The following is a 19,155-nucleotide window of genomic DNA, read 5'->3' as shown; positions in this document are numbered from 1 at the left end:
TCAGGCCTCCCGTCGCTCGGCGGACCGCGCCGCGATGATATCCGCCGCTACTTCGGCCAACTCGGATTCAGGGATCCGCCGTGCCCCGTCCCGGTTCACCGTATAAACGACCGGCCACAACTGGCGGACCGGGTCCGGCCCGCCGGTGGCGGAGTCGTCGTCGGCCGCGTCGTAGAGCGATTCAACAGCCACCGAGACCGCTTCGGCTTCAGTGAGGCCGGGGCGCCAGAGCTTCTTCAGGGCGCCACGGGCGAATACCGAACCGGAACCTACCGTGTGGTGCTCGCGTTCCTCGTACCGGCCGCCGGTGACGTCGTACGAGAAGAGGCGGCCCACCCCTGCCGTGGTATCAAAGCCCGCGAACAGGGGAACCACTGCCAGTCCTTGCATGGCCATGGGCAGGTTCCCGCGGATCATGGCACCGAGTCTGTTGGCCTTCCCGTCCAGGCTCAGGAGCGTGCCTTCAATTTTTTCGTAGTGCTCCAGCTCCACCTGGAAGAGCCGCGTCAGGTCGATGGCGATCCCGGCCGTGCCCGCGATGCCCAGTACTGAGTACCGGTCCGCCGGAAAAACCTTTTCGATGTGCCGGCTGGCAATGACGTTTCCCATCGTGGCCCGCCGGTCGCCGGCCATCAGCACGCCTCCCCCGTAGCTCATCGCCACGATGGTGGTGGCGTGCGGGACTTGCAGCGGCGCGGCCGGTGCCGATTGGGACGCCAGCGAACGGTTGTACGGGAGCAGGTCCGGCCGGTCACGCTGCAGATGCTCGGTAAATGACGACGTCGCGTTGCCGGCTACCTGGTTGGCGGTTGATTCCTGCACTGGTGCACTCCCCTTGAACGTGGTCCGTCTACGTCGTTACAGCTTCCGGCCGGTGCGGCTACCGCCCCGCGTGGATCCCGGTTACTGGCCGCCCTTTTGGACGAAGGCGCGGACGAATTCCTCGGCGTTGGACTCCAGGACGCCGTCGATTTCGTCCAGGAGGTCATCGACGCCCTGAGTGGCGGCCGAGGCCTGCGCATCGGGGGCCGCCGGCGGTGCCTCGGGGATGTCTTCGTCGACTTCGCTGTCCCGCGACTGTGGCTGCTGCTGTTCCTGGCCTGCCATCTTAATCTCTCCTTCTGCAATCATCGGATCCGGACGGATCTGCTGATACGCCCATATTGCCACGCCGAACGCCTGCCGGTGCGGTTTACGCCGCAGGCGGAGCGGTGTTGTGCCCCAGGAGTTCGGCAAGGAAGGGTCCGGCCGTGCGGTGGCGGCTGAAGAGGCCTCCGGTGAGGGCTTTGGTACCACGCAGCGGCTCCCTCGTCGGCACCCGCTGGAGCCGGCCGTAGCCCGGGACGTCGAAGATGACAGAGTCCCAGCTGGCCCCCACCACGTCCTTGCCGAAGCTGCTGATGCAGCGTCCGCGGAAGAACGCACGCGTGTCCGGCGGCGGTTCGGTCACGGCCGCGGCGATGGTGGCGTCGGCAACGATCCGTTGCATGCGGTTCCTGGCCAGGAATCGGTAGTAGAGCCCCTTTTCGGGTCTGATGTCGGCCCACTGCAGATCCACCAGACCAAGCCGCGCATCATTCCAGGCCAGATTGTCGCGTTCTCTGTAGCCGTCCAGCAGTGAGAGTTTAGCCAGCCACTCAACTGACGTTGCTGCTGCGGCCCGGTCGGAATCCAGCTGGGTCAGGGTGGTGGCCCAGCGTTCCAGAACGTCGTGCGTGTGGCCGTCCCCGTCGACGGCGTCGGCTACGCCCGTGTCCTGCGCCAGCTTGGCGGCCGCTTCGTGGTACATCCATTGCAGGTCCAAAGCTGTCACGCGGCGGCCGTCCAACAGCCTGAGCCTGGCGGTGAGCGACGTGTCGTGGCTGACCGTCTGGAGGGCCTGCACCGGTTCATAGACCTCCACCTTCGGCGCCAGGCCGGCTTCAATAAGGCTCAGGACGAGCGCCGTGGTGCCGAACTTGAGGTAGTTCGAGGACTGGCTCAGATTCGCGTCCCCGATGATGACGTGCAGCCGCCGGTATTTGTCTGCCGTGGCATGGGGTTCATCGCGGGTGTTGATGATGGGCCGGCGGATAGTGGTCTCCAGGCCCACCTCGGCTTCGAAAAAGTCGGCCCGCTGACTGATCTGGTAACCGGGTGTGGAGCTGTCCTGCCCGAGGCCCACCCGGCCGGCCCCGCAAAGGATCTGGCGAGTGACGAAGAATGGGGTCAGGCCACGCACGATCTCTCCGAAAGGCACGGAGCGCGGCATGAGGTAGTTCTCGTGCGAGCCGTAGGAGACAGACTTGTTGTCCGTATTGTTTTTGTAGAGATTCACCGACGGAAGCTCCGGGTCCGCAGCGAGGCGGCGCACCGCTGCCAATGCCACCAGGTCACCGGCCGCGTCCCAGGTCACGGCGTCCCGGGGATTGGTCACTTCGGCGCTGGAATACTCGGGGTGGGCGTGGTCCACATAGAGGCGGGCGCCGTTTCCCAGCACCATGTTCATGAGCAGGCTGCCGGCCTCGTCCTCGCCGTCCAGCTCGAGTTCCTCGCGGCCGTACGCCAGCGCCACCGCTTCGGCATCGAGCACTGGCGGTTGGTCCGTGAGCTGGCTGGGGTGGGCCGAGGCGCGCTCAAGTGTCCAGCCGCGGGCGTCGTGAAGCGGTTCCTCGTCGGTGTAATCCCACCGGGTTTCCGCTCCGCCTGCCGCCCGCTGCCGCGTCACCTGGGCGTAGGCCTGGACGACGCGCGCAGACATCATGGTGGCGTTGGCTCCCGGTGCGGACGGGGCGTGGATGCCATACTCCGTTTCCGCACCCATGACGCGCATGGCGCCGCCGACGGGAAGTGCGTCCCCGGCGGGGCGTTCCGGGACTGCGGTCATAGGTACTGTCCCGTGGTGGGCATCGTTTCGATGGACTTGCCCGGCTCCTGTCCCGCCTTGCCCTGAACAATGGTGCGGATGTAGGTAATGCGTTCGCCCTTCTTGCCGGAGATCCGTGCCCAGTCATCCGGGTTGGTGGTGTTCGGCATGTCCTCGTGTTCGCGGAATTCGTCCACGACGGCGCGCAGCAGGTGCTCGATCCGGAGGCCCTTCTGGTGCAGTGTCAGGAGATCCTTGATGGCGTACTTCTTGGCCCGGTCCACAACGTTCTGCACCACTGCGCCGGAGTTGAAGTCCTTGAAGTAGAGCATCTCGGTATCGCCGTTGGCGTAGGTGACCTCCAGGAACTCGTTGGATTTCTCCGTCGCGTACATGGCTTCCACCGTGCGCTGGATCATGGCATCCACTGTCGCCTGCACGTCGCCGTCGTGTTCGGCAAGGTCGGATTCGTGGAACGGCAGGTCGGTGGTGATGTATTTGTTGAAGATGTCCGCCGCGGCTTCGGCGTCCGGCCGTTGGATCTTGACCTTCACGTCGAGGCGGCCGGGTCGGAGGATGGCGGGATCAATCATGTCTTCACGGTTGGATGCGCCGATGACAATGACGTTGTCCAGCCGTTCAACGCCATCGATCTCGCTCAGGAGCTGCGGCACGATGGTGGTTTCGACGTCGGAGGAGATTCCCGTGCCGCGTGTGCGGAAGAGTGAATCCATCTCGTCAAAGAACACCACTACCGGGCTGCCGTCCGAGGCCTTCTCCCTGGCACGGGAGAAGATCAGCCGGATGTGACGCTCCGTCTCCCCGACGTACTTGTCCAGCAGTTCCGGGCCCTTGATATTGAGGAAGTAACTCTTCAGGTCCACATTGCCGGTCCGCTCAGCGGCCCGTGCGGCCAGGGAGTTGGCAACAGCCTTCGCGATGAGGGTCTTGCCGCAGCCTGGCGGGCCGTACAGCAGGATGCCCTTGGGTGCCTTGAGGCCGTGCTCGCGGTAGAGGTCCGGGTGGAGGAACGGCAATTCCACCGCGTCCCGGATCTGCTCGATCTGGGGGCCGAGGCCGCCGATGTCCTCATAGGTGATATCGGGGACTTCTTCGAGGACCAGGTTTTCCACCTCGGAGCGGGGGACCTTTTCGAGGGCATATCCGGTGCGCGAATCGATTGACAGCGCGTCCCCCACCCTGAGCTTTTCGCTGAGGAGGGCGCCGGACAGCCTGATGACGCGTTCCTCATCGGCCCGGCCCACCACCAGTGCGCGGTCCGTACCCAGCATTTCTTTGAGGGTCGCCAGCTCGCCGGCACGCTCATACCCGAGGCCGGCAACAATCAGCAGTGCCTCGTTAAGCAGGACTTCCTGGCCGACGGACAGCTGGCCGATGTTCACCAGCGGGCTGATTCCCACCCGCATCTTCCGGCCTGCGTTGAAGATATCCGCGGATTCCTCGGTGGCAGCCTGCCCGCTGTTGCCGGCTGTGGGCATGCGCCGGGGATTGAGCTGCAGTATGGTCCCGAAGCTGTAAGGGGGTTGGCCCTCCTGATCGAGGGCATTCTTCAGGCGCAGGATCTCGGCTTTCGCCGCTTCCAGCATGCTGACGAGCTTGGTGTTGTTCTGCGTTGCAGCGGCAAGCTGGCGGTCGATGTGCCTGAGTTTGTCCCGAAGGACGTTAACCTGCCTGTCCGCCACCGACAGTTCGTTGGCGGCAGACTGCTCCGCCGGTGTACGTCCGGAGTCCTGATTCGGCGTCTCCATGATGTATCAGCCCCTTCCTGCGCTTCCTATTAAGACCTTAGCCCCAAGTTGGCAGGTACTGCTGGAGACTCCCGAAATGTGGACTAGTTGGTGACCTCGGGAACGTCCTTGACGTTTGTGCCGGCAATGGCATCGCGTGCTGCCCTGCGGAGCTTCTTGTCCGAGACCAGGCGTTCGCCAACCGCGCCGGGCGTCCAGGCGTTGACGTCCTCTTCGTTGAAGTCCGTCTTGGAGGGGCGTCGCTTGACTGAAATGCCGGTGACGCCGTCGGCCAGCCGGCGCGTGACCAGCAGGAACCCGGTGTGTGCCACCATGCGGTGGTCCGGGCGGACCGCCAGGCCTTCGAGGTGCCACCCGCGGACCATGGATTCCCAGGCGTCCGGCTCGGTGAAACGGCCGTCGGCGCGGATGGCCTCCGCGGTCCGGGACAGCTGGGTGACCGTGGCGACGTAGTTGATCCAGACGCCGCCGGGGGCCAGGACGGTTGCCACGGCGTCGAGGCACTCCCAGGGTGCCAGCATGTCCAGGACCACACGGTCCACGGAACCGGGAGCCTCGCTGCGGACTACTTCTTCCTGGAAATCGCCCAGCGAGATCTTCCAGGCGGGGTGCGGCCCGCCAAAGATCGTCTCCACATTGCCGCGGGCAATGTCGGCGAACTCTTCGCGACGTTCGAAGGAATGCAGGTAGCCGTTGTCCCCCACGGCCCGGAGCAGCGAAATGGACAGGGCGCCGGAACCAACACCGGCCTCCACGACGCGGGCCCCGGGGAAGATGTCGGCCATGGTGACGATCTGGCCGGCGTCCTTGGGGTAGACGACGGCGGCGCCGCGCGGCATGGAGAGCACAAAGTCCGAAAGCAGCGGGCGGAGTGTCTGGTACTGCTGGCCAACGTTGTTGACCACCACCGAGCCGTCTGCCTGACCGATGATCTCGTCATGGTTCAGGAAACCGCGGTGCGTGTGGAAGGCGCCGCCGCTCTCCAGAGTGATGGTGTTCATCCGGCCGCGTTCGTCGGTCAACTGGACCCGTTCGCCTTCACGGAAGGGCCCGCGGCGGCGGGCAGCACCTACCGGCTGGACGCCGCTGGCAGCCCCACCTGCGGTGGACCACTCTGTGGGGGACGGTGCTGCGGTGTCGGCGGCAGATTCGCTGCTCATGAAATTTCCTCGCTCCTATAAGACTGTGGGGCCACGGATGGACAACGTCCGCTCAGGTCCCTGGTGGCCCTGCGGCGGCAGTGCACGGCCGGCACGTAACTCTACCGGTTCTGGCCCTGCGGGTGCTTCCTTGGCCGGACCGGCTTGCCGGTGATGGCGCCCACGATCGCGTTTTGTGACAGCAGGCCGGTCACGACGCCGTGGTGGTCCACCACGGCATACTCGCGGCCCTCAAGCTGGGAAAGATATTGGATCAGTTCCTGCCCCTGGGACCACTCCGGCACATAGGCGCCCGCCACGAGGGCGTACGAGACCGCGGTCGCAGGAGTTGAACCCGCGGCGAAGTCGGGAACCGCGGCGAGGGCATGCAGGTCCACAACACCCTGCGGGCGGCCGTCCGGTCCGCAGGTGACTACGGCAGTCCCGTCCGTTGCGACACGGCGGATGTCGGCCACTGTAGCTGTCGCGGGAATTCCGACGGCGGGAGTTGCCAGGGCGGTTGCGCTCACCAGGTGCAGCCTTCCGCGGAGGGTGCCCTGCTGGATTGCTGCGCTGGCGCCCATCCACAGGAACCCGCCGACGAGGACGGTGATCATCAGCAGGCTGAAGTCCGGCGTCACGCCGGCCAGCAACGGCATCGCAATGAACCAGTAGGCCAAAGCCACCACAATGACGCGTCCGGCCCAGCCGGCGGCCACGGTGCCCTTGGCCTGGCTGCCGGTGGCCTTCCACACGGCCGATTCCACAATGCGCCCGCCGTCCAGCGGGAGCCCTGGCAGGACGTTGAAAATGCCAATGACGAAGTTGGCCCACATAAAGATGTTGGTCAGGGTGTCGGCCACAATGCCCAGGCTGCTGCCGGCCAGGACCAGCCAGGCTCCCCCGGCCAGGACCAGGTTGGCTGCCGGCCCCGCCAGGGCCACGATGACAGAGCGGGCGGGAGTGGCGGTGAAGTTCTCGAATTGCGTGTGGCCGCCCCAGAGATTCAGCACGATCTTCTGCGTGGGCCAGCCGTAGACCTTGGCCGTCAAGGCGTGTGCCAGTTCGTGGACCAGGACGGAAAGGAGCAGCAACAGGGCGTAGGCAAACGCCACATAGTAGGCGGTGACGCCGAATGACGGGTTTCGCTGCAGCAGGACAGGACCGTAAACGATGACAGTAAAGGCGGCGATGACGAACCACGAGTAGGCCAGGATGACAGGGATCCCGGCGATCCGTCCGAGCGGGATTCCTTCCCGGCGGGCCGGAGCCGGCGCGTCGCTCATAAGGCGCTCCCGGATCTGGCCCGGGTGCCGGAGGCCGGACTGGCGCCGGCTATGGCTTCCAGTTCGGAGACGGTGCGGCCCGCAAGCGACTCCCAGATGGTGTGCCGGGGGTCTTCAGGGATGGGGACGATATGCGGAATGGCCACTGTGGCCAGACCCGAAGCAACGGCGGCGGCCACGCCGGGGGCCGAGTCTTCCAGGGCGACGCAGTGGTCTATGGTCAGGCCCGGGTCCGCTCCCTGGAGCAGTTCCACCGCTGTGAGGTACGCCTCGGGGTGGGGTTTGCCCTGAGTCACGGTGTCCCCCGTGACCAGGAATTCGAAGTACGGCTTGGGCAGGCTTGCCACGATTTCACGGGCCAGAGGCCCTTCGGACATGGTGACCAGCGCACAGCGGACCCCGGCCTGGTGAAGGTCGTCCAGAAGCTCCCGGGCCCCCGGACGCCAGGGGACGGACCGCTGGACGCTGCTGATGACTTCGGCAGTGAGGGTGTCGATGATTTCCCGGGTCTCGAGCTGAACACCGGCTTCCTGGAGGATGCCTGCCGAAAAGGTGAGAGCCTGCCCGACGAGCTGGGTTGCCTGCTCGTGCGACCAGGTGCCGCCGTGGGCTTCCACGAGGGCACGCTCCGCAGCAATCCAATAGGGTTCGGTGTCCACGATGGTGCCGTCCATATCCCAGAGAACGGCACGGAGCGGGGACAAGGAGGCTGAGGGTCGCATGTTTTCAGTCTACGGTGCGAGCCTGAGCGCCAGCCGTGGGATACGCCATCGGCGAATATCGCGGGGTCAGGGCCTGCCAGGACCGGGCAGGGGACACTTTTGACCGGTCATTTCATGCATCGTCCTCGCCCTTGGACGTAGGGTGAAGAAATGAATAGCTTCGACGGAGACACCACGGATCCTGGTGCCGTGCCTGAACAGGAGCAGTTCCTGCTGCCGGTAGCCGATGGGGAGCGCATCACGGTGATGCTGGCGGCCTTTGAAGGCTGGAATGATGCCGGTGAGGCAGCAAGCGACTCGCTGCGTTACCTCAACAAGGCGTGGGGCGGCAAAAAAGTCGCGTCCATCGACGCCGACGAATACTACGACTTCCAGTTCACGCGTCCCACGGTCCGCCGCAACGCGTCGGGTGAGCGGAAAATCAAATGGCCATCCACGCGCATCTACAAGGCCGCTGCGCCGGACTCCAACGTGGACGTCATCTTCGTCCAGGGCATTGAGCCGTCCTATAAGTGGCGGGCTTACACGGCCGAACTGCTGGTCCATGCCGAGGCGCTGAAGGTGGACTATGTGGTTTTGGTGGGGGCGTTGCTGGCCGATGTCCCCCACAGCAGGCCTATTCCGGTGAGTACCTCTTCGGATGATGCCTCGCTGCGGGAACGTCTTAACCTGGAACCGTCCCAGTACGAAGGCCCGGTGGGGATTGTGGGGGTCCTCTCGGAGGTGGCGCTGCTGGCCGGCATTCCTACCCTTTCCTTGTGGGCCGCCGTGCCCCACTACGTCGCCCAGGCGCCGTCGCCCAAGGCACAACTTGCCCTGCTCCACAGGGTGGAGGAACTGCTCCAGGTGCCGCTGGACACCCACGAATTGGCGGAGGAGGCCGCCGCCTGGGAGCGCGGCGTGGATGAATTGGCCACCGAGGACCCGGAAATCGCCGCGTATGTCCGGCAGCTGGAGGAAGCCAAGGATACCGCCGACCTTCCGGAGGCGAGCGGGGAGTCCATTGCGCGCGAGTTTGAGCGTTACCTCAAGCGTCGGGGCCGCGAGAAGCCCTAAAAGCTCAGGCTCCGGGAGGCCCTGGCCTCAAATGTCTGCGGCGGTGAGGCGCCGCAGACATTTGAGGCAGGGCGCGAGGACAGTAAGTTAAAGAACGACGCCGAGGAGCGCCTCGACAGCGTCGCTCACCAGTGCTTGATCCTGCCGGCAGCCCGCTTCCGCCGCCTCGTTCGCGGCGGCTGCCCACCGGTCAACAGCTGCCAGCGCGGCCGGCGCATCAAGATCGTTGGCCAGTGCGGACCTCATATCGCGGATCACACCCGCGGCGGAGCCTTCCGGCGCAGCGGTGAGCGCGCGGCGCCAGGCGGCAAGCCGTGCCTTGGCGTCCTCGAACCCTTCCTGCGTCCACGACCAGTCCGAGCGGTAGTGGTGGGCGAGGATGGCCAGTCGGATGGCAGCCGGCTCTTCACCGGCCGCACGCAGCTTGGACACCAGCACGAGGTTGCCCTTGGACTTGCTCATCTTTTCCCCGTCCAGGCCCACCATGCCCGCGTGGGCGTAATGGCGGGCCAGGGGGACCCCGGCCAGCGAGTAGGCGTGGCCGGCGCCCATCTCATGATGCGGGAAGATGAGGTCTGAACCGCCGCCCTGGACGGTAAAGGGCGCGGGCAGGTACTGCTGGGCGATGACTGTGCACTCGATATGCCATCCGGGCCGGCCCTGGCCAAGCTCACCGCCGGGCCAGCTGGGCTCGCCGTGCCGGGCAACCCGCCACAGCAGGGGGTCAAGAGCCTGCCGCTTGCCGGCCCTGCCGGGGTCGCCGCCACGTTCGGCGAACAGCTCAAGCATTTCAGCCTCACCCAGGCGCGAGATCGAACCCAGGGTCCACGCATCGGGGGCCACCGACTGTTTTCCGGCGGCCTCGACGTCGTAATAGACATCGCCGTCGGGCTCCCCCGCGGTACCGGCCACCCGGTAGGCAAGGCCGAGCTGGAGCAGCCGCTCAACAGCCGGAACAATCCGGTCTATGGATTCGACGGCGCCGACGTAGTGGCCGGGCGCGATCACGTTCAGGGCTTCCATGTCCGTCTGGAAGAGTTCAATCTGGCTTGCCGCCAGATCCCGCCAGTCCACACCCGTGGCCGTGGCACGCTCCAGGAGGGGGTCGTCCACGTCGGTAACGTTCTGCACGTAGGAGACCTTGGAGCCGGCGTCGCGCCAGGCCCTGTTCAGGAGGTCAAACGCCACGTAGCTGGCAGCATGGCCCATATGGGTGGCGTCGTAAGGGGTGATGCCGCAGACGTACATCGACTGCTCGCCACCGGACGGCAGGCTGACCTCACGTCCCAGGGCGGTGTCGAACAAGCGGATGGCCGGCATGGTGCCGGGCAGCACGGGAACAGGGCGGGAAGTCCAGGATTTCACAGCCCAAGCCTACTTCTAGGCGCTCATGACATTGAAACCGAGCAGGAGATAGAGGGCCAGGCCGAGGAGGATCCGGTACCAGACGAAGAGCCGGTAGCTGCGGGTGGAGATGAATTTGAGGAACCAGCCGATGATGATGTAGCCCACCACTAGGGCGATCACGGTGGCCAGCGCCGTCTCCGGAAGGCCGAACGGCCCGGAGATGCCATCTTTGGAGACCACCTTGTACAGCTGGTACAGGCCACTGCCGAACACTGCCGGGATGGCGAGGAGGAAGGAGTAGCGCGCAGCGGCCTCCCGGGTGTAGCCCATCAGGAGGCCCGCGGTGATGGTGCCACCGGACCGCGAGACGCCGGGGATAAGCGCCATGGCCTGGGCGAAGCCGTACAGGATGCCATGTTTGTAACTGAGCCGGGTCAGGTCCCTGTCCTGCTTTCCCACAGCGTCCGCCACGGCCAGGATCAGGCCGAAAACGATCAGCATGGTGGCGACGATCCAAAGGCTTCGCAGCACGGACTCGATCTGGTCCTGGAACAGCAGGCCCAGCACGATGATCGGCAGGCTGCCGATGATCACCAGCCAGCCCATGCGCGCGTCGGGGTCCTGACGCGAGACCCTTCCCGTCAGCGATCCTGCCCAGGCCTTGACGATCCTGACGATATCGCGCCAGAAGTAGATCACCACAGCTGTTTCGGTTCCGAGCTGGGTGATGGCTGTAAACGCCGCCCCCGGATCGGAGGCGTTGGGCAGGAACTGTCCCACAATCCGCAGGTGCGCGCTCGATGAAATCGGTAGAAATTCGGTCAGACCCTGTATTAGGCCCAGCAGGGCCGCCTCAATCCAGTTCACGCTAAGACACTACGTCATGTGCCCTGTTGATTCCCCGTAAGCTTGCAGCTATGCAGCAGCGTTACGTCGGCAACAGTGGGTTGCGAGTCTCGGCCCTTTCCCTCGGCACCATGTCCTGGGCCAAAGAAACCGACCAAGAGGACGCCTCGGAGATGTTGCGGACTTTTATTGACGGCGGCGGAAAGCACATCGACACGGCGGCGTCCTATTCCGATGGCGGCGCCGAAGCGATGATCGGTTCGTTGCTGGGTGATGTGGTTGCCCGCACCGAAGTCTCGCTGTCCACCAAAGCCGGGACGTCGACGTCGGACGGCCGCCGGTTTGTGGACACCTCCCGGAACGCGATGCTCAGCGCCCTGGACGCCAGCCTGGCACGGCTCGGGACCGACTACGTGGACATCTGGTACGCCCAGGCGTGGGACGGCAACGTTCCGTTGGAGGAAACGTTGTCAGCCCTCGAATTCGCGGTCCGCAGCGGCCGCGCCCGTTACGCGGGCATTGCCAACTTCAACGGCTGGCAGAGCGCCAAGGCAGCCGCAATTGCCGGGTTTCCGCTGGTCGCCGCACAGGCCGAGTACTCCCTGGTCCACCGGAAACCTGAGGCGGAACTGGTCCCGGCGGTCGAAGACGCGGGCCTGGGGCTGATGGCGTGGGCACCGATGGGGCGCGGGGTGCTGACAGGCAAGTATCGTGGCAGCATTCCGGCGGATTCCAGGGCCGCACGGAGTGATACCGCGCCTTATGTGGAGCCTTATCTGGAGCAGCAGCCGTCAAGCGTGGTGGAAGCCGTTGCCATGGCCGCCAAAGGCCTGGGGAGAACACCTCTGGATGTTGCGCTGAGCTGGCTGCTGGCACAGCATGGCGTGGCGACCGCCATCGTCGGACCCCGGACGCCGGTCCAGGCAAAAGAGATCCTCACAGCCCAGCTGACCCGGCTGCCGCCGGAAATAGCGTGTGCGTTGGAGGATGTGTCCCAACCGGCCTGAGGCCGGGGACGCGCCGCAGCCGGGGAGTCTCCCGGGGGCGCTACGCATCATTCCTCGACGATTTCGAGGTCCTCGTCATCGTCGATGCTAGATTCCTCTTCGTCGTCCTCATCGTCGTCAAAAACCTGGAGGGGCGTGACTTCGCTGTAGGCCTCGTAGAGCGCGTCTTCGTATACTTCGAAGGCGTCTGCGACCGCAAAAAATGCCGCTTCGACGGCGGGATCCCCATCCCCGCGCCTGTTGGATGCTGCTATAAGGTGTTCTTCCAAGGCGGATGTCAGGGACTCAAGCGCGACACGCGGATCGATGCTCATGACTTCACGTTAGCCGGAAAAGGACGAAAATGGAGAGCAATGAAGGAACAATTTCTCACCAGCTCGGTCCGTCGGGAGCGGGATATTTTGAAGCAGTACGAGTACCTCGTACTGACGGTCAGCCCCGTGGATTCGCTGCCCGAGGCGAGGCGCCGGCTTGTGGAGCATTCCGAGTACGGCAAGTGGGAACTCGAGCGCAGCGTGCTGTACATGGGCGGAGCCAGGCGCTTCTGGCTCCGCCGCCGGGTCATGCAGGTCCAGCGGACTGTCTAGGGTTCGAGCGGACCCAGCCAGGCGTTGGCCACCGTGTTGTGCGCCGATTCGTCGTCCGACGGGTGGAACATGCCGGCCAGGACGTCCCGGTACAGGCGCTCGAGTTCGGAACCGCGGAAGTAGCTGGAACCGCCGCTGACCCTGATGGCAAGGTCCACGACCCGGCGCGCGGTCTCCGTCGCATTCACCTTCAGGCCCACCAGCTTGGGAAACCATTGCGACCCGTGGTCTGTGAGCGCATCGACGTCGCGGGTTACCGCAAGGAGCTGGGGGTACAGGGCGTCCATGGCCATGGCTGCCTGGGCGACCTTCCAGCGGATGTCCGGGTCCTGCGCGTAGCTTCTGCCGGCATTCTTGAACGAAGTGCGACGCTTGACAGACTCCACGCCGAGGTTCAGCGCACGCTCGCCGACACCCGCGTAGACGGCCGCCAGCAGTGACTCAAAACAGGCAAAAATGGCGAAGATCAGCGGATCGGCGTTCGGGCCTACCGGCAGTTTCCGGAAGATCCGGTCGGCGCGGACTTCAGCGCCGTCCAGGACGGTTGTGTTCGATTGGCTGGCCCGCATGCCCAGGGTGTCCCAGTCCTCCAGGATGGTGTAGCCGGCCGAACCGCGGTCGATAAAACCGTGTACCAGCTCGCCCTCCCCTCCCCTCGCCTCAGTGTCCTTCCCGAAAATGCCCAGACGGGTCCATGCGGGCGAGAGGCTGGTGAAGATCTTTGTGCCGGTGAAGCTGTACCCGCCGTCAGGAAGCGGGGTCGCCGCGGTCCTCGAATCAAAGAGCACTGCGTCGTTTCCGGCCTCGGAATTGCCGAACGCGAAGATTTCGCCTTGGGCGGCATCCTGGAGGACAAAGTTCAGCGATCCGTCTCCCCTGGCAGCCAGGACCTGCGCGACGCCGGTCCACACCAGATGCATGTTGATGGCCAGTGCGGTGGCCGGGGCCGCCGTTGCCAGCCTCCGCTGGCACTGCGCTGCCGCTTCGAGCCCAAGCCCGAGGCCGCCGTCGGACGTTGGAACAAAAAGCTTCAGGTAGCCGGCGGCGGTTAGCTCTTCGAGATCCTCGGCGAAGAAGGCGTTGTCCCGGTCATAACCCGCGGCGCGGGCGCGGATCGATTCCAGCAGTTGGTCCGGGAGTACTTCCTCGGGCGTCATCTGGTACCCCTAGTAGTTGGTGAGGAGGGTGTTGAGGACCCGGGCGCCGAATTTGAGCGAGTCTACCGGGACCCTTTCGTCCACGCCGTGGAACATTCCGGTGAAGTCGAGGTCGTCGGGCAGCATGAGGGGTGCGAAGCCGTATCCGGTGATGCCCAGCCGGCTCAGCGATTTGTTGTCCGTGCCGCCGGAAAGCGTGTAGGGCAAAACTTTGGCGCCAGGGTCCTCGGAGTGGAGAGCATCGATCATGGAGTCCACGAGGTTCCCGGCGAACGGCACCTCGAGCGAAACGTCGTTGTGCACGTAGCTCACGTCAACGCCCGTGCCCGCGAGGTCCCGCACGATTTCCAGGACCTGTTCCTCCTGGCCGGGAAGAGTGCGGCAGTCCACCAGGGCTTCAGCCGATTCGGGGATGACATTGTGCTTGTAGCCACCCTTCAACAGAGTGGGATTGGTGGTGTTCTGCAGGGTGGCGCCGACGAAGCGGGAGACCGTGCCGAGCTGATCCAGCAGCCGGTCCGGGTTCTCCGGATCGAATTCGACGCCTGTGAGTTCTGTCACGCCGTCCAGGAACTGCCGGGTGGTGGGCGTGAGTTCGATGGGCCATTTGTACTCACCGATCCGGGTCACCGCCGCTGCGAGCCGGGTCACCGCGTTGTCCGTGTTGATCTGTGATCCGTGACCCGCACGGCCGTGGGCCACGAGGCGGAGCCAAGAGATGCCTTTCTCGGCCGTCTGCAGGAGGTAGGTCCGCTGCCCTCCGATGGTGGCCGAGAACCCGCCGACCTCGGAGATGGCCTCTGTTGCGCCCTCGAACAGCTCCGGCCGCTTGTCTACGGCGTATCGGGCACCGTATTCACCGCCGGCCTCTTCGTCGGCAAAAAGGGCGAAGATGATGTCACGCTTGGGCTTCCGGCCCGCCCGGGCCAGGTCCCGCATGACGGACAGGATCATGGCGTCCATGTCCTTCATGTCAACGGCGCCGCGGCCCCAGATGAGCCCATCCTTCAGCTCCGCGCTGAAGGGATCCACTGACCACTGGTCGCGCAACGCGGGCACAACGTCAAGGTGGCCGTGCACTACCAGCGCACTGGCTGAGGGGTCCTCGCCGGTCATCCGGGTGACAACGCTGGCGCGGCCGGGAGCTGATTCGAAGATCTCCGCGGTGAGGCCCACCTCCTCGATCAGCGCGGCGGTGTACTCGGCGGCCGCCCGCTCCCCCGGGCCCGAACCGTCGCCGTAGTTCGAGGTGTCTATCCGGATGAGCTCCTGGCAGATCCGGACAACTTCATCCTCGGCGCGGATGTCAGACATGGAAACTCCTTGGGCAGTCGGGGGCGCGTGTAAACGGGCGCTTTCGGTGTGCCTTCAGCCTACCCATCCGCCCCGATTTCATGATCCCGGAAAGTTCGTGTTAGAGTCTTTCTCGCTGCTTCGGAGAAATGCGAAACGCTGAAAGGCGGAAACGTTCACCGAATTACCACCTGCGCGGGTGGCGGAATGGCAGACGCGCTAGCTTGAGGTGCTAGTCCTCGAAAGGGGGTGGGGGTTCAAGTCCCCCTCCGCGCACAAACGGGAAGGCCCCTGGAATCCACGGATTCCAGGGGCCTTTTCTGTTCCCGTTCACGGCCACTGAAGCAGCTGCAGCCCTGGAACCGGGGAAAGTTGCGGCGGAAAGCGCCCGTGCCCAACGGCAGCAGGGCACACCCTCGTCAACACCCGGCCCTGTCCTGGCCGCGGCCCAGGCTGAACCCATGCCGCCGACACCCTTCCCCACCCCGCTCGATGGCTTCAGGGCCCGTATGACTGAAGCTGCCGACGCTGGTGCCGTCTCTGACGAAGTCGCGGTACGGCTGGTGAGGGCGGACGACCCGGAAACTTGGCACGACAATGAAGGGCGACAATGACGGCACAAGCAGGTAGGAGGTCGACGACGGCCATGGCACACCCGGTAACTCACCGCAGGAACGTTCAATCAAGTGCGGACTCGATAGCACCTTCCCGCCGCCCGGCATCGGTCAGCCCCCAGGACAGAAAAGTCCAGATCGCTGCCGCGAAGGCACGGATTACCCTGGACAAGCTAACTGGCGACGTAACCCCCGACTGGATCATTGCCTTGTTCAAGGAAAAGCCGGAATAAATCCGCAGTGCGGTGCTGAGCAAAGGGCCGGGTGACGAACGCCACCAGCGGTTGTCAGGGCGGAACCGGCATTCGGGTGGGTAGCAGGGCTGAATTGGCGTACTCTTGTGGTTCTCCAGTGGAACATCCGGTTAAGCAGGCCTGAATTTTCCAGGTGTTACAGGCCTGGAGAACAGGCCGAGACGGGCTTCGAGTCCCCGCCGTGTACAAATGGTAAAACTTTGGGCCGTCGGATCCCGGGAATCTTGGGCGCCACGGACAAATTTTTCCGCCAGCCTATTGGGGAATAGTAGGCGGATGCTGTACGTTGCATACGCGACAGACGAACCAAAGAAAAGAGATACACCTAAGTGGCAACCGATTACGATGAACTTCGCTCCGATGTCAAGGAGTCGCAGGACAACTCACTCGAGGCACTCCAGTCCGCCAACGCACCGGACGCGCGCAGCGTTGTGCTCGAGCTCGATGAGGCAGACGGACTGGACGGTGCCGGTGTCCCGGGAGGCGAATTCGTTGCCGAGGAACTGGTGGTGCAGGTTATCCCGCAGGCCGAGGACGAATTCACCTGCTACTCCTGCTTCCTTGTGCGGCACCGTTCGCAGATCGCACGGCAGAAGGACGGCCACAGCTACTGCATCGACTGCGAAGGCTAATCTCCTAGTTCCTCAGCACCATACGTTTGGCTCTACTTGCAGCCAGCAGCACAAGGCACGCCCACTCACGGTAGGCGTGCCTTTCCTGTCCGCGGAGCGGGCGCTCAGGTCAATCGGCCGCGGACGATCTCGCTGACTGCCTTGCCGTCGAAGCGGCCCGCAATCCTCGACGTCACGGGCTTCATAACAGCACCCAACTGACGCGGGCCCGGTTCCACGCCCTCGGACCGCAGCCCGGCAATGACCTCATCCACGATCGACTCCACTTCGGCGGCCGTCAGTGCACGGGGCAGGTAGGCCTCAATGACTTCGGCTTCTGCGATCTCGGCAGCCGACCGCTCCGCTTCGCCGGCGTCGGCATAGATCTTTGCCGTCTCGCGCCGCTTGGCAGCTTCTTTCTGCAGCAACGAGGTCACCTGCGCGTCGTCCAGCTCAATCGGTGTCTTTCCCGACTTTTCCCGCGTTTCGATTTCGCCCAGGACGTTGCGGACGGTTGTCAGGGCAGTCTTGTTCCGCTCCTTCATGTGTGTCACAACGTCGGCATGCAGGCGTTCTTTAAGGCTGGTCACTCTGTTCCTCGATTCATTCAGCGCCCCAAGGGCAACAGGACAGCGGTGAACCATCCCTCTAGTACCGTAGAGGCCTATGGCTGACAATTACTACCTCAAGTCCGGCAGGAAAGGCATTTGAGTTCCGCGGAACTGTGGCTACGCATCACAGAGGTCTTCAGCAGGTCTGCCGTCCCCAAAGTCACCATGATCGAACTGGCCGTGGTTTTTGCCGCGGCAACGGCATTGTCCATCCCGAGGGCGAGCTGGAAGTACTTCGGGCTCCTTGCCACCGCCACCCATGAATTGGGGCACGCGTTCGCCGCCGTGATGAGCGGTCAACGGCTCGGCGGCATCAGGCTTCAACTGGACCACTCGGGCACCACCACAAGTTACAGCCGCCGGCGGCTTGCAACCGTCTGGTCAGGATTCTGGGGATACCCCGTGCCTGCCCTGACCGGCGCCGCCCTCCTCACGTCCGGGTTCGCGGGTTGGGGCCCGGCCGCCCTGTCCACCGGAACGCTCATACTCGTGGCCTCCCTGCTGTTCATCCGGAACTTCGCCGGTGTAGCCATTACCGTGGCGGCGATCGTAAGCGGCGCGGCACTGGTCATCTTTGTACCAAGCGCGTTCACCGGCCACGTAGCCATTTGCCTGGGTGTGGCGCTCCTGGTCGCTGCAGTGCGGGACCTCGTCAAACTGACCAACGTCCATCTGCGGCGGGGGGACAGGCTTGCCAGTTCGGACGCCTATATTCTCTACCGCGCCACCTCCGTCCCGTCCGGCATTTGGATCGCGCTGTTCCTCGCGGTAGTTGCCGGGTGCTGGGTGGTGGCGTGGCAGCCCATATCTTCAATTCTGGCCGCCGGAGCCTAGGCTTGTCCCCATGAGCCAGGACCCAGCAGGCACCCACCCCACCCGCACCCTCACCGCAGACAGCCCGGATCGCAGCACTGAAGAATTTGGAGCCCACAGCACCAAAGGCGCTTACGTCACCGGTGGCGCCGAGTTCAACCGCGACACCAATTACATCGAGGACCGGATCACCAGGGACGGCCGCCAGGGTGAGAACGGCGAGCCGGGCTGGCCTGTGGAAGCCGGCCGCTACAGGCTCATCGCCGCCCGGGCGTGCCCGTGGGCGAACCGAACCGTGATCGTCCGGCGGCTGTTGGGTCTTGAGGAAGCAATCTCTTTGGGCCAACCCGGGCCGACCCACGATGCACGCTCCTGGACCTTTGATCTGGATCCCGGCGGCGTGGACCCCGTCCTGGGCATTGAACGGCTGCAGAGTGCCTACTTCCGGCGGTTCCCCGACTATCCCCGGGGCATCACCGTGCCGGCCATCGTGGAGATAGCCAGCGGTAAAGTGGTGACCAACAACTTTCCCCAAATCACGCTGGACTTTGCCACCGAGTGGACGCAGTTCCACCGCCCCGGAGCACCGGACCTCTATCCGCAAAACCTCCGGCAGGAAATTGATGCCGTCAACAAGCGCGTCTTCACCGAGGTGAACAACGGCGTCTACCGTTGCGGCTTCGCAGGCTCCCAGGAGGCCTATGACGCAGCCTATACGCGGCTCTGGACAGCCCTGGACTGGCTCGAGGAACGGCTCACAGGCCAGCGGTTCCTGGTGGGTGACACCATCACCGAAGCCGACGTCAGGCTCTTCACCACCCTTGTCCGCTTCGACGCCGTTTATCACGGCCACTTCAAATGCAACCGGCAGAAACTCGCCGAGCTCCCTGCGCTGTGGGGTTACGCACGGGACCTCTTCCAGACCCCGGGCTTCGGCGACACGATCGACTTTGTCCAGATCAAGCAGCATTATTACATCGTTCATGAGGACATCAACCCCACCGGAATCGTGCCCCAGGGTCCGGACCTCTCTGGTTGGCTCGAGCCACACGGCAGGGAGGCACTGGGTGGCCGGCCCTTCGGCGACGGTACTCCCCCGGGGCCGGTGCGGCCCGGTGAGGAGGTGGCCCGGGGCCACGGTGCCTCTGCCGGCCAGGAAACGGGCCGCTGACGGCGGAGGGCCCACAGCGCGCAAGCA

General features: G+C 64.6%; 19 protein-coding genes and 1 tRNA gene. 7 read left to right on the top strand and 13 right to left on the bottom strand.

Going from position 1 to position 19,155, the window contains the following annotated elements; all coding sequences use genetic code 11:
- The 7 genes from prcB to NQJ30_RS12385 all read right to left on the bottom strand — a co-directional run bounded on the left by prcB (nt 1) and on the right by NQJ30_RS12385 (nt 7,761).
- Nucleotides 1-822, bottom strand: a complete 822-nt coding sequence (gene prcB / locus NQJ30_RS12415; protein WP_255770230.1) for a proteasome subunit beta — start codon at nt 820-822, stop codon at nt 1-3.
- Between the two features lie 81 nt (nt 823-903).
- Nucleotides 904-1,107 carry a ubiquitin-like protein Pup gene (locus tag NQJ30_RS12410; protein ID WP_255770229.1) on the bottom strand — a complete coding sequence of 68 codons (204 nt, stop codon included), beginning with the start codon at nt 1,105-1,107 and terminating at the stop codon, nt 904-906.
- Nucleotides 1,108-1,192: 85 nt separating this feature from the next.
- Nucleotides 1,193-2,866 carry a depupylase/deamidase Dop gene (gene dop / locus NQJ30_RS12405; protein ID WP_255770228.1) on the bottom strand — a complete coding sequence of 558 codons (1,674 nt, stop codon included), beginning with the start codon at nt 2,864-2,866 and terminating at the stop codon, nt 1,193-1,195.
- Nucleotides 2,863-4,614: a proteasome ATPase gene (arc, locus tag NQJ30_RS12400; RefSeq protein ID WP_255770227.1), complete on the bottom strand. Its 1,752-nt coding sequence runs from the start codon at nt 4,612-4,614 to the stop codon at nt 2,863-2,865. Before arc ends, dop begins: the two co-directional genes overlap by 4 nt.
- A gap of 83 nt (nt 4,615-4,697) precedes the next feature.
- Nucleotides 4,698-5,774, bottom strand: a complete 1,077-nt coding sequence (locus tag NQJ30_RS12395; RefSeq protein WP_255770226.1) for a tRNA (adenine-N1)-methyltransferase — start codon at nt 5,772-5,774, stop codon at nt 4,698-4,700.
- 101 nt (nt 5,775-5,875) lie between these two features.
- On the bottom strand, nt 5,876-7,039 hold the full coding sequence (locus NQJ30_RS12390) for a site-2 protease family protein (protein ID WP_255770225.1): 1,164 nt from the start codon (nt 7,037-7,039) through the stop codon (nt 5,876-5,878).
- Nucleotides 7,036-7,761 carry an HAD family hydrolase gene (locus tag NQJ30_RS12385; RefSeq protein ID WP_374113257.1) on the bottom strand — a complete coding sequence of 242 codons (726 nt, stop codon included), beginning with the start codon at nt 7,759-7,761 and terminating at the stop codon, nt 7,036-7,038. Before NQJ30_RS12385 ends, NQJ30_RS12390 begins: the two co-directional genes overlap by 4 nt.
- A gap of 150 nt (nt 7,762-7,911) precedes the next feature.
- On the opposite strand from NQJ30_RS12385, the gene NQJ30_RS12380 reads away from it, so the two are divergent.
- Nucleotides 7,912-8,817, top strand: a complete 906-nt coding sequence (locus tag NQJ30_RS12380; protein WP_255770224.1) for a PAC2 family protein — start codon at nt 7,912-7,914, stop codon at nt 8,815-8,817.
- An 87-nt stretch (nt 8,818-8,904) separates the two neighbouring features.
- Here NQJ30_RS12380 and mshC read toward each other — a convergent pair whose 3' ends face one another.
- Both mshC and NQJ30_RS12370 read right to left on the bottom strand, forming a co-directional pair.
- Entirely contained in the window at nt 8,905-10,182 is a 1,278-nt protein-coding gene (gene mshC, locus NQJ30_RS12375) for a cysteine--1-D-myo-inosityl 2-amino-2-deoxy-alpha-D-glucopyranoside ligase (RefSeq protein ID WP_255770223.1), read from the bottom strand.
- Nucleotides 10,183-10,197: 15 nt separating this feature from the next.
- On the bottom strand, nt 10,198-11,031 hold the full coding sequence (locus NQJ30_RS12370) for an undecaprenyl-diphosphate phosphatase (protein WP_255770222.1): 834 nt from the start codon (nt 11,029-11,031) through the stop codon (nt 10,198-10,200).
- A 50-nt stretch (nt 11,032-11,081) separates the two neighbouring features.
- Here NQJ30_RS12370 and NQJ30_RS12365 point away from each other — a divergent pair, with 50 nt between their 5' ends.
- Complete coding sequence (locus NQJ30_RS12365) at nt 11,082-12,017, top strand: aldo/keto reductase (RefSeq protein ID WP_255770221.1); 936 nt, start codon at nt 11,082-11,084, stop codon at nt 12,015-12,017.
- A gap of 47 nt (nt 12,018-12,064) precedes the next feature.
- On the opposite strand, the gene NQJ30_RS12360 is transcribed toward NQJ30_RS12365, so the two are convergent.
- Nucleotides 12,065-12,331: a hypothetical protein gene (locus tag NQJ30_RS12360; protein ID WP_255770220.1), complete on the bottom strand. Its 267-nt coding sequence runs from the start codon at nt 12,329-12,331 to the stop codon at nt 12,065-12,067.
- 39 nt (nt 12,332-12,370) lie between these two features.
- Here NQJ30_RS12360 and NQJ30_RS12355 point away from each other — a divergent pair, with 39 nt between their 5' ends.
- Nucleotides 12,371-12,604: a DUF5703 family protein gene (locus tag NQJ30_RS12355; RefSeq protein WP_255770219.1), complete on the top strand. Its 234-nt coding sequence runs from the start codon at nt 12,371-12,373 to the stop codon at nt 12,602-12,604.
- Here the strand turns inward: NQJ30_RS12355 and NQJ30_RS12350 are convergent.
- Nucleotides 12,601-13,761 carry an acyl-CoA dehydrogenase family protein gene (locus NQJ30_RS12350; protein ID WP_255770218.1) on the bottom strand — a complete coding sequence of 387 codons (1,161 nt, stop codon included), beginning with the start codon at nt 13,759-13,761 and terminating at the stop codon, nt 12,601-12,603. The genes NQJ30_RS12355 and NQJ30_RS12350 overlap by 4 nt on opposite strands.
- Nucleotides 13,762-13,770: 9 nt before the next feature.
- Nucleotides 13,771-15,075, bottom strand: coding sequence for a M20/M25/M40 family metallo-hydrolase (locus NQJ30_RS12345; RefSeq protein WP_255770217.1), 1,305 nt, complete (start codon nt 15,073-15,075; stop codon nt 13,771-13,773).
- A gap of 172 nt (nt 15,076-15,247) precedes the next feature.
- Between NQJ30_RS12345 and NQJ30_RS12340 the strand changes: the two genes are divergently transcribed.
- Nucleotides 15,248-15,330: transfer RNA gene (locus tag NQJ30_RS12340), tRNA-Leu, on the top strand.
- A gap of 921 nt (nt 15,331-16,251) precedes the next feature.
- Nucleotides 16,252-16,554 (top strand): DUF4193 domain-containing protein, encoded by a 303-nt coding sequence (locus tag NQJ30_RS12335; protein WP_252565365.1) that lies wholly within the window; start codon nt 16,252-16,254, stop codon nt 16,552-16,554.
- A 104-nt stretch (nt 16,555-16,658) separates the two neighbouring features.
- On the opposite strand, the gene NQJ30_RS12330 is transcribed toward NQJ30_RS12335, so the two are convergent.
- The gene (locus NQJ30_RS12330; protein ID WP_255770216.1) at nt 16,659-17,123 is read right to left on the bottom strand and encodes a GatB/YqeY domain-containing protein; all 465 of its coding nucleotides are present in this window, start codon (nt 17,121-17,123) and stop codon (nt 16,659-16,661) included.
- Between the two features lie 117 nt (nt 17,124-17,240).
- On the opposite strand from NQJ30_RS12330, the gene NQJ30_RS12325 reads away from it, so the two are divergent.
- A complete protein-coding gene (locus NQJ30_RS12325) occupies nt 17,241-17,978 on the top strand; it encodes a M50 family metallopeptidase (RefSeq protein ID WP_374113256.1) in 738 nt (245 codons plus the stop codon).
- A 10-nt stretch (nt 17,979-17,988) separates the two neighbouring features.
- Nucleotides 17,989-19,128 carry a glutathione S-transferase family protein gene (locus tag NQJ30_RS12320; protein WP_255770214.1) on the top strand — a complete coding sequence of 380 codons (1,140 nt, stop codon included), beginning with the start codon at nt 17,989-17,991 and terminating at the stop codon, nt 19,126-19,128.
- Nucleotides 19,129-19,155 lie beyond the last annotated feature (27 nt).

The sequence above is a fragment of the Pseudarthrobacter sulfonivorans genome, assembly GCF_024391045.1.
Classification (GTDB): domain Bacteria; phylum Actinomycetota; class Actinomycetes; order Actinomycetales; family Micrococcaceae; genus Arthrobacter; species Arthrobacter sulfonivorans_B.
Note: the sequence above shows the minus strand (reverse complement) of the source record. Positions and strands in the feature narration are given on the sequence as shown.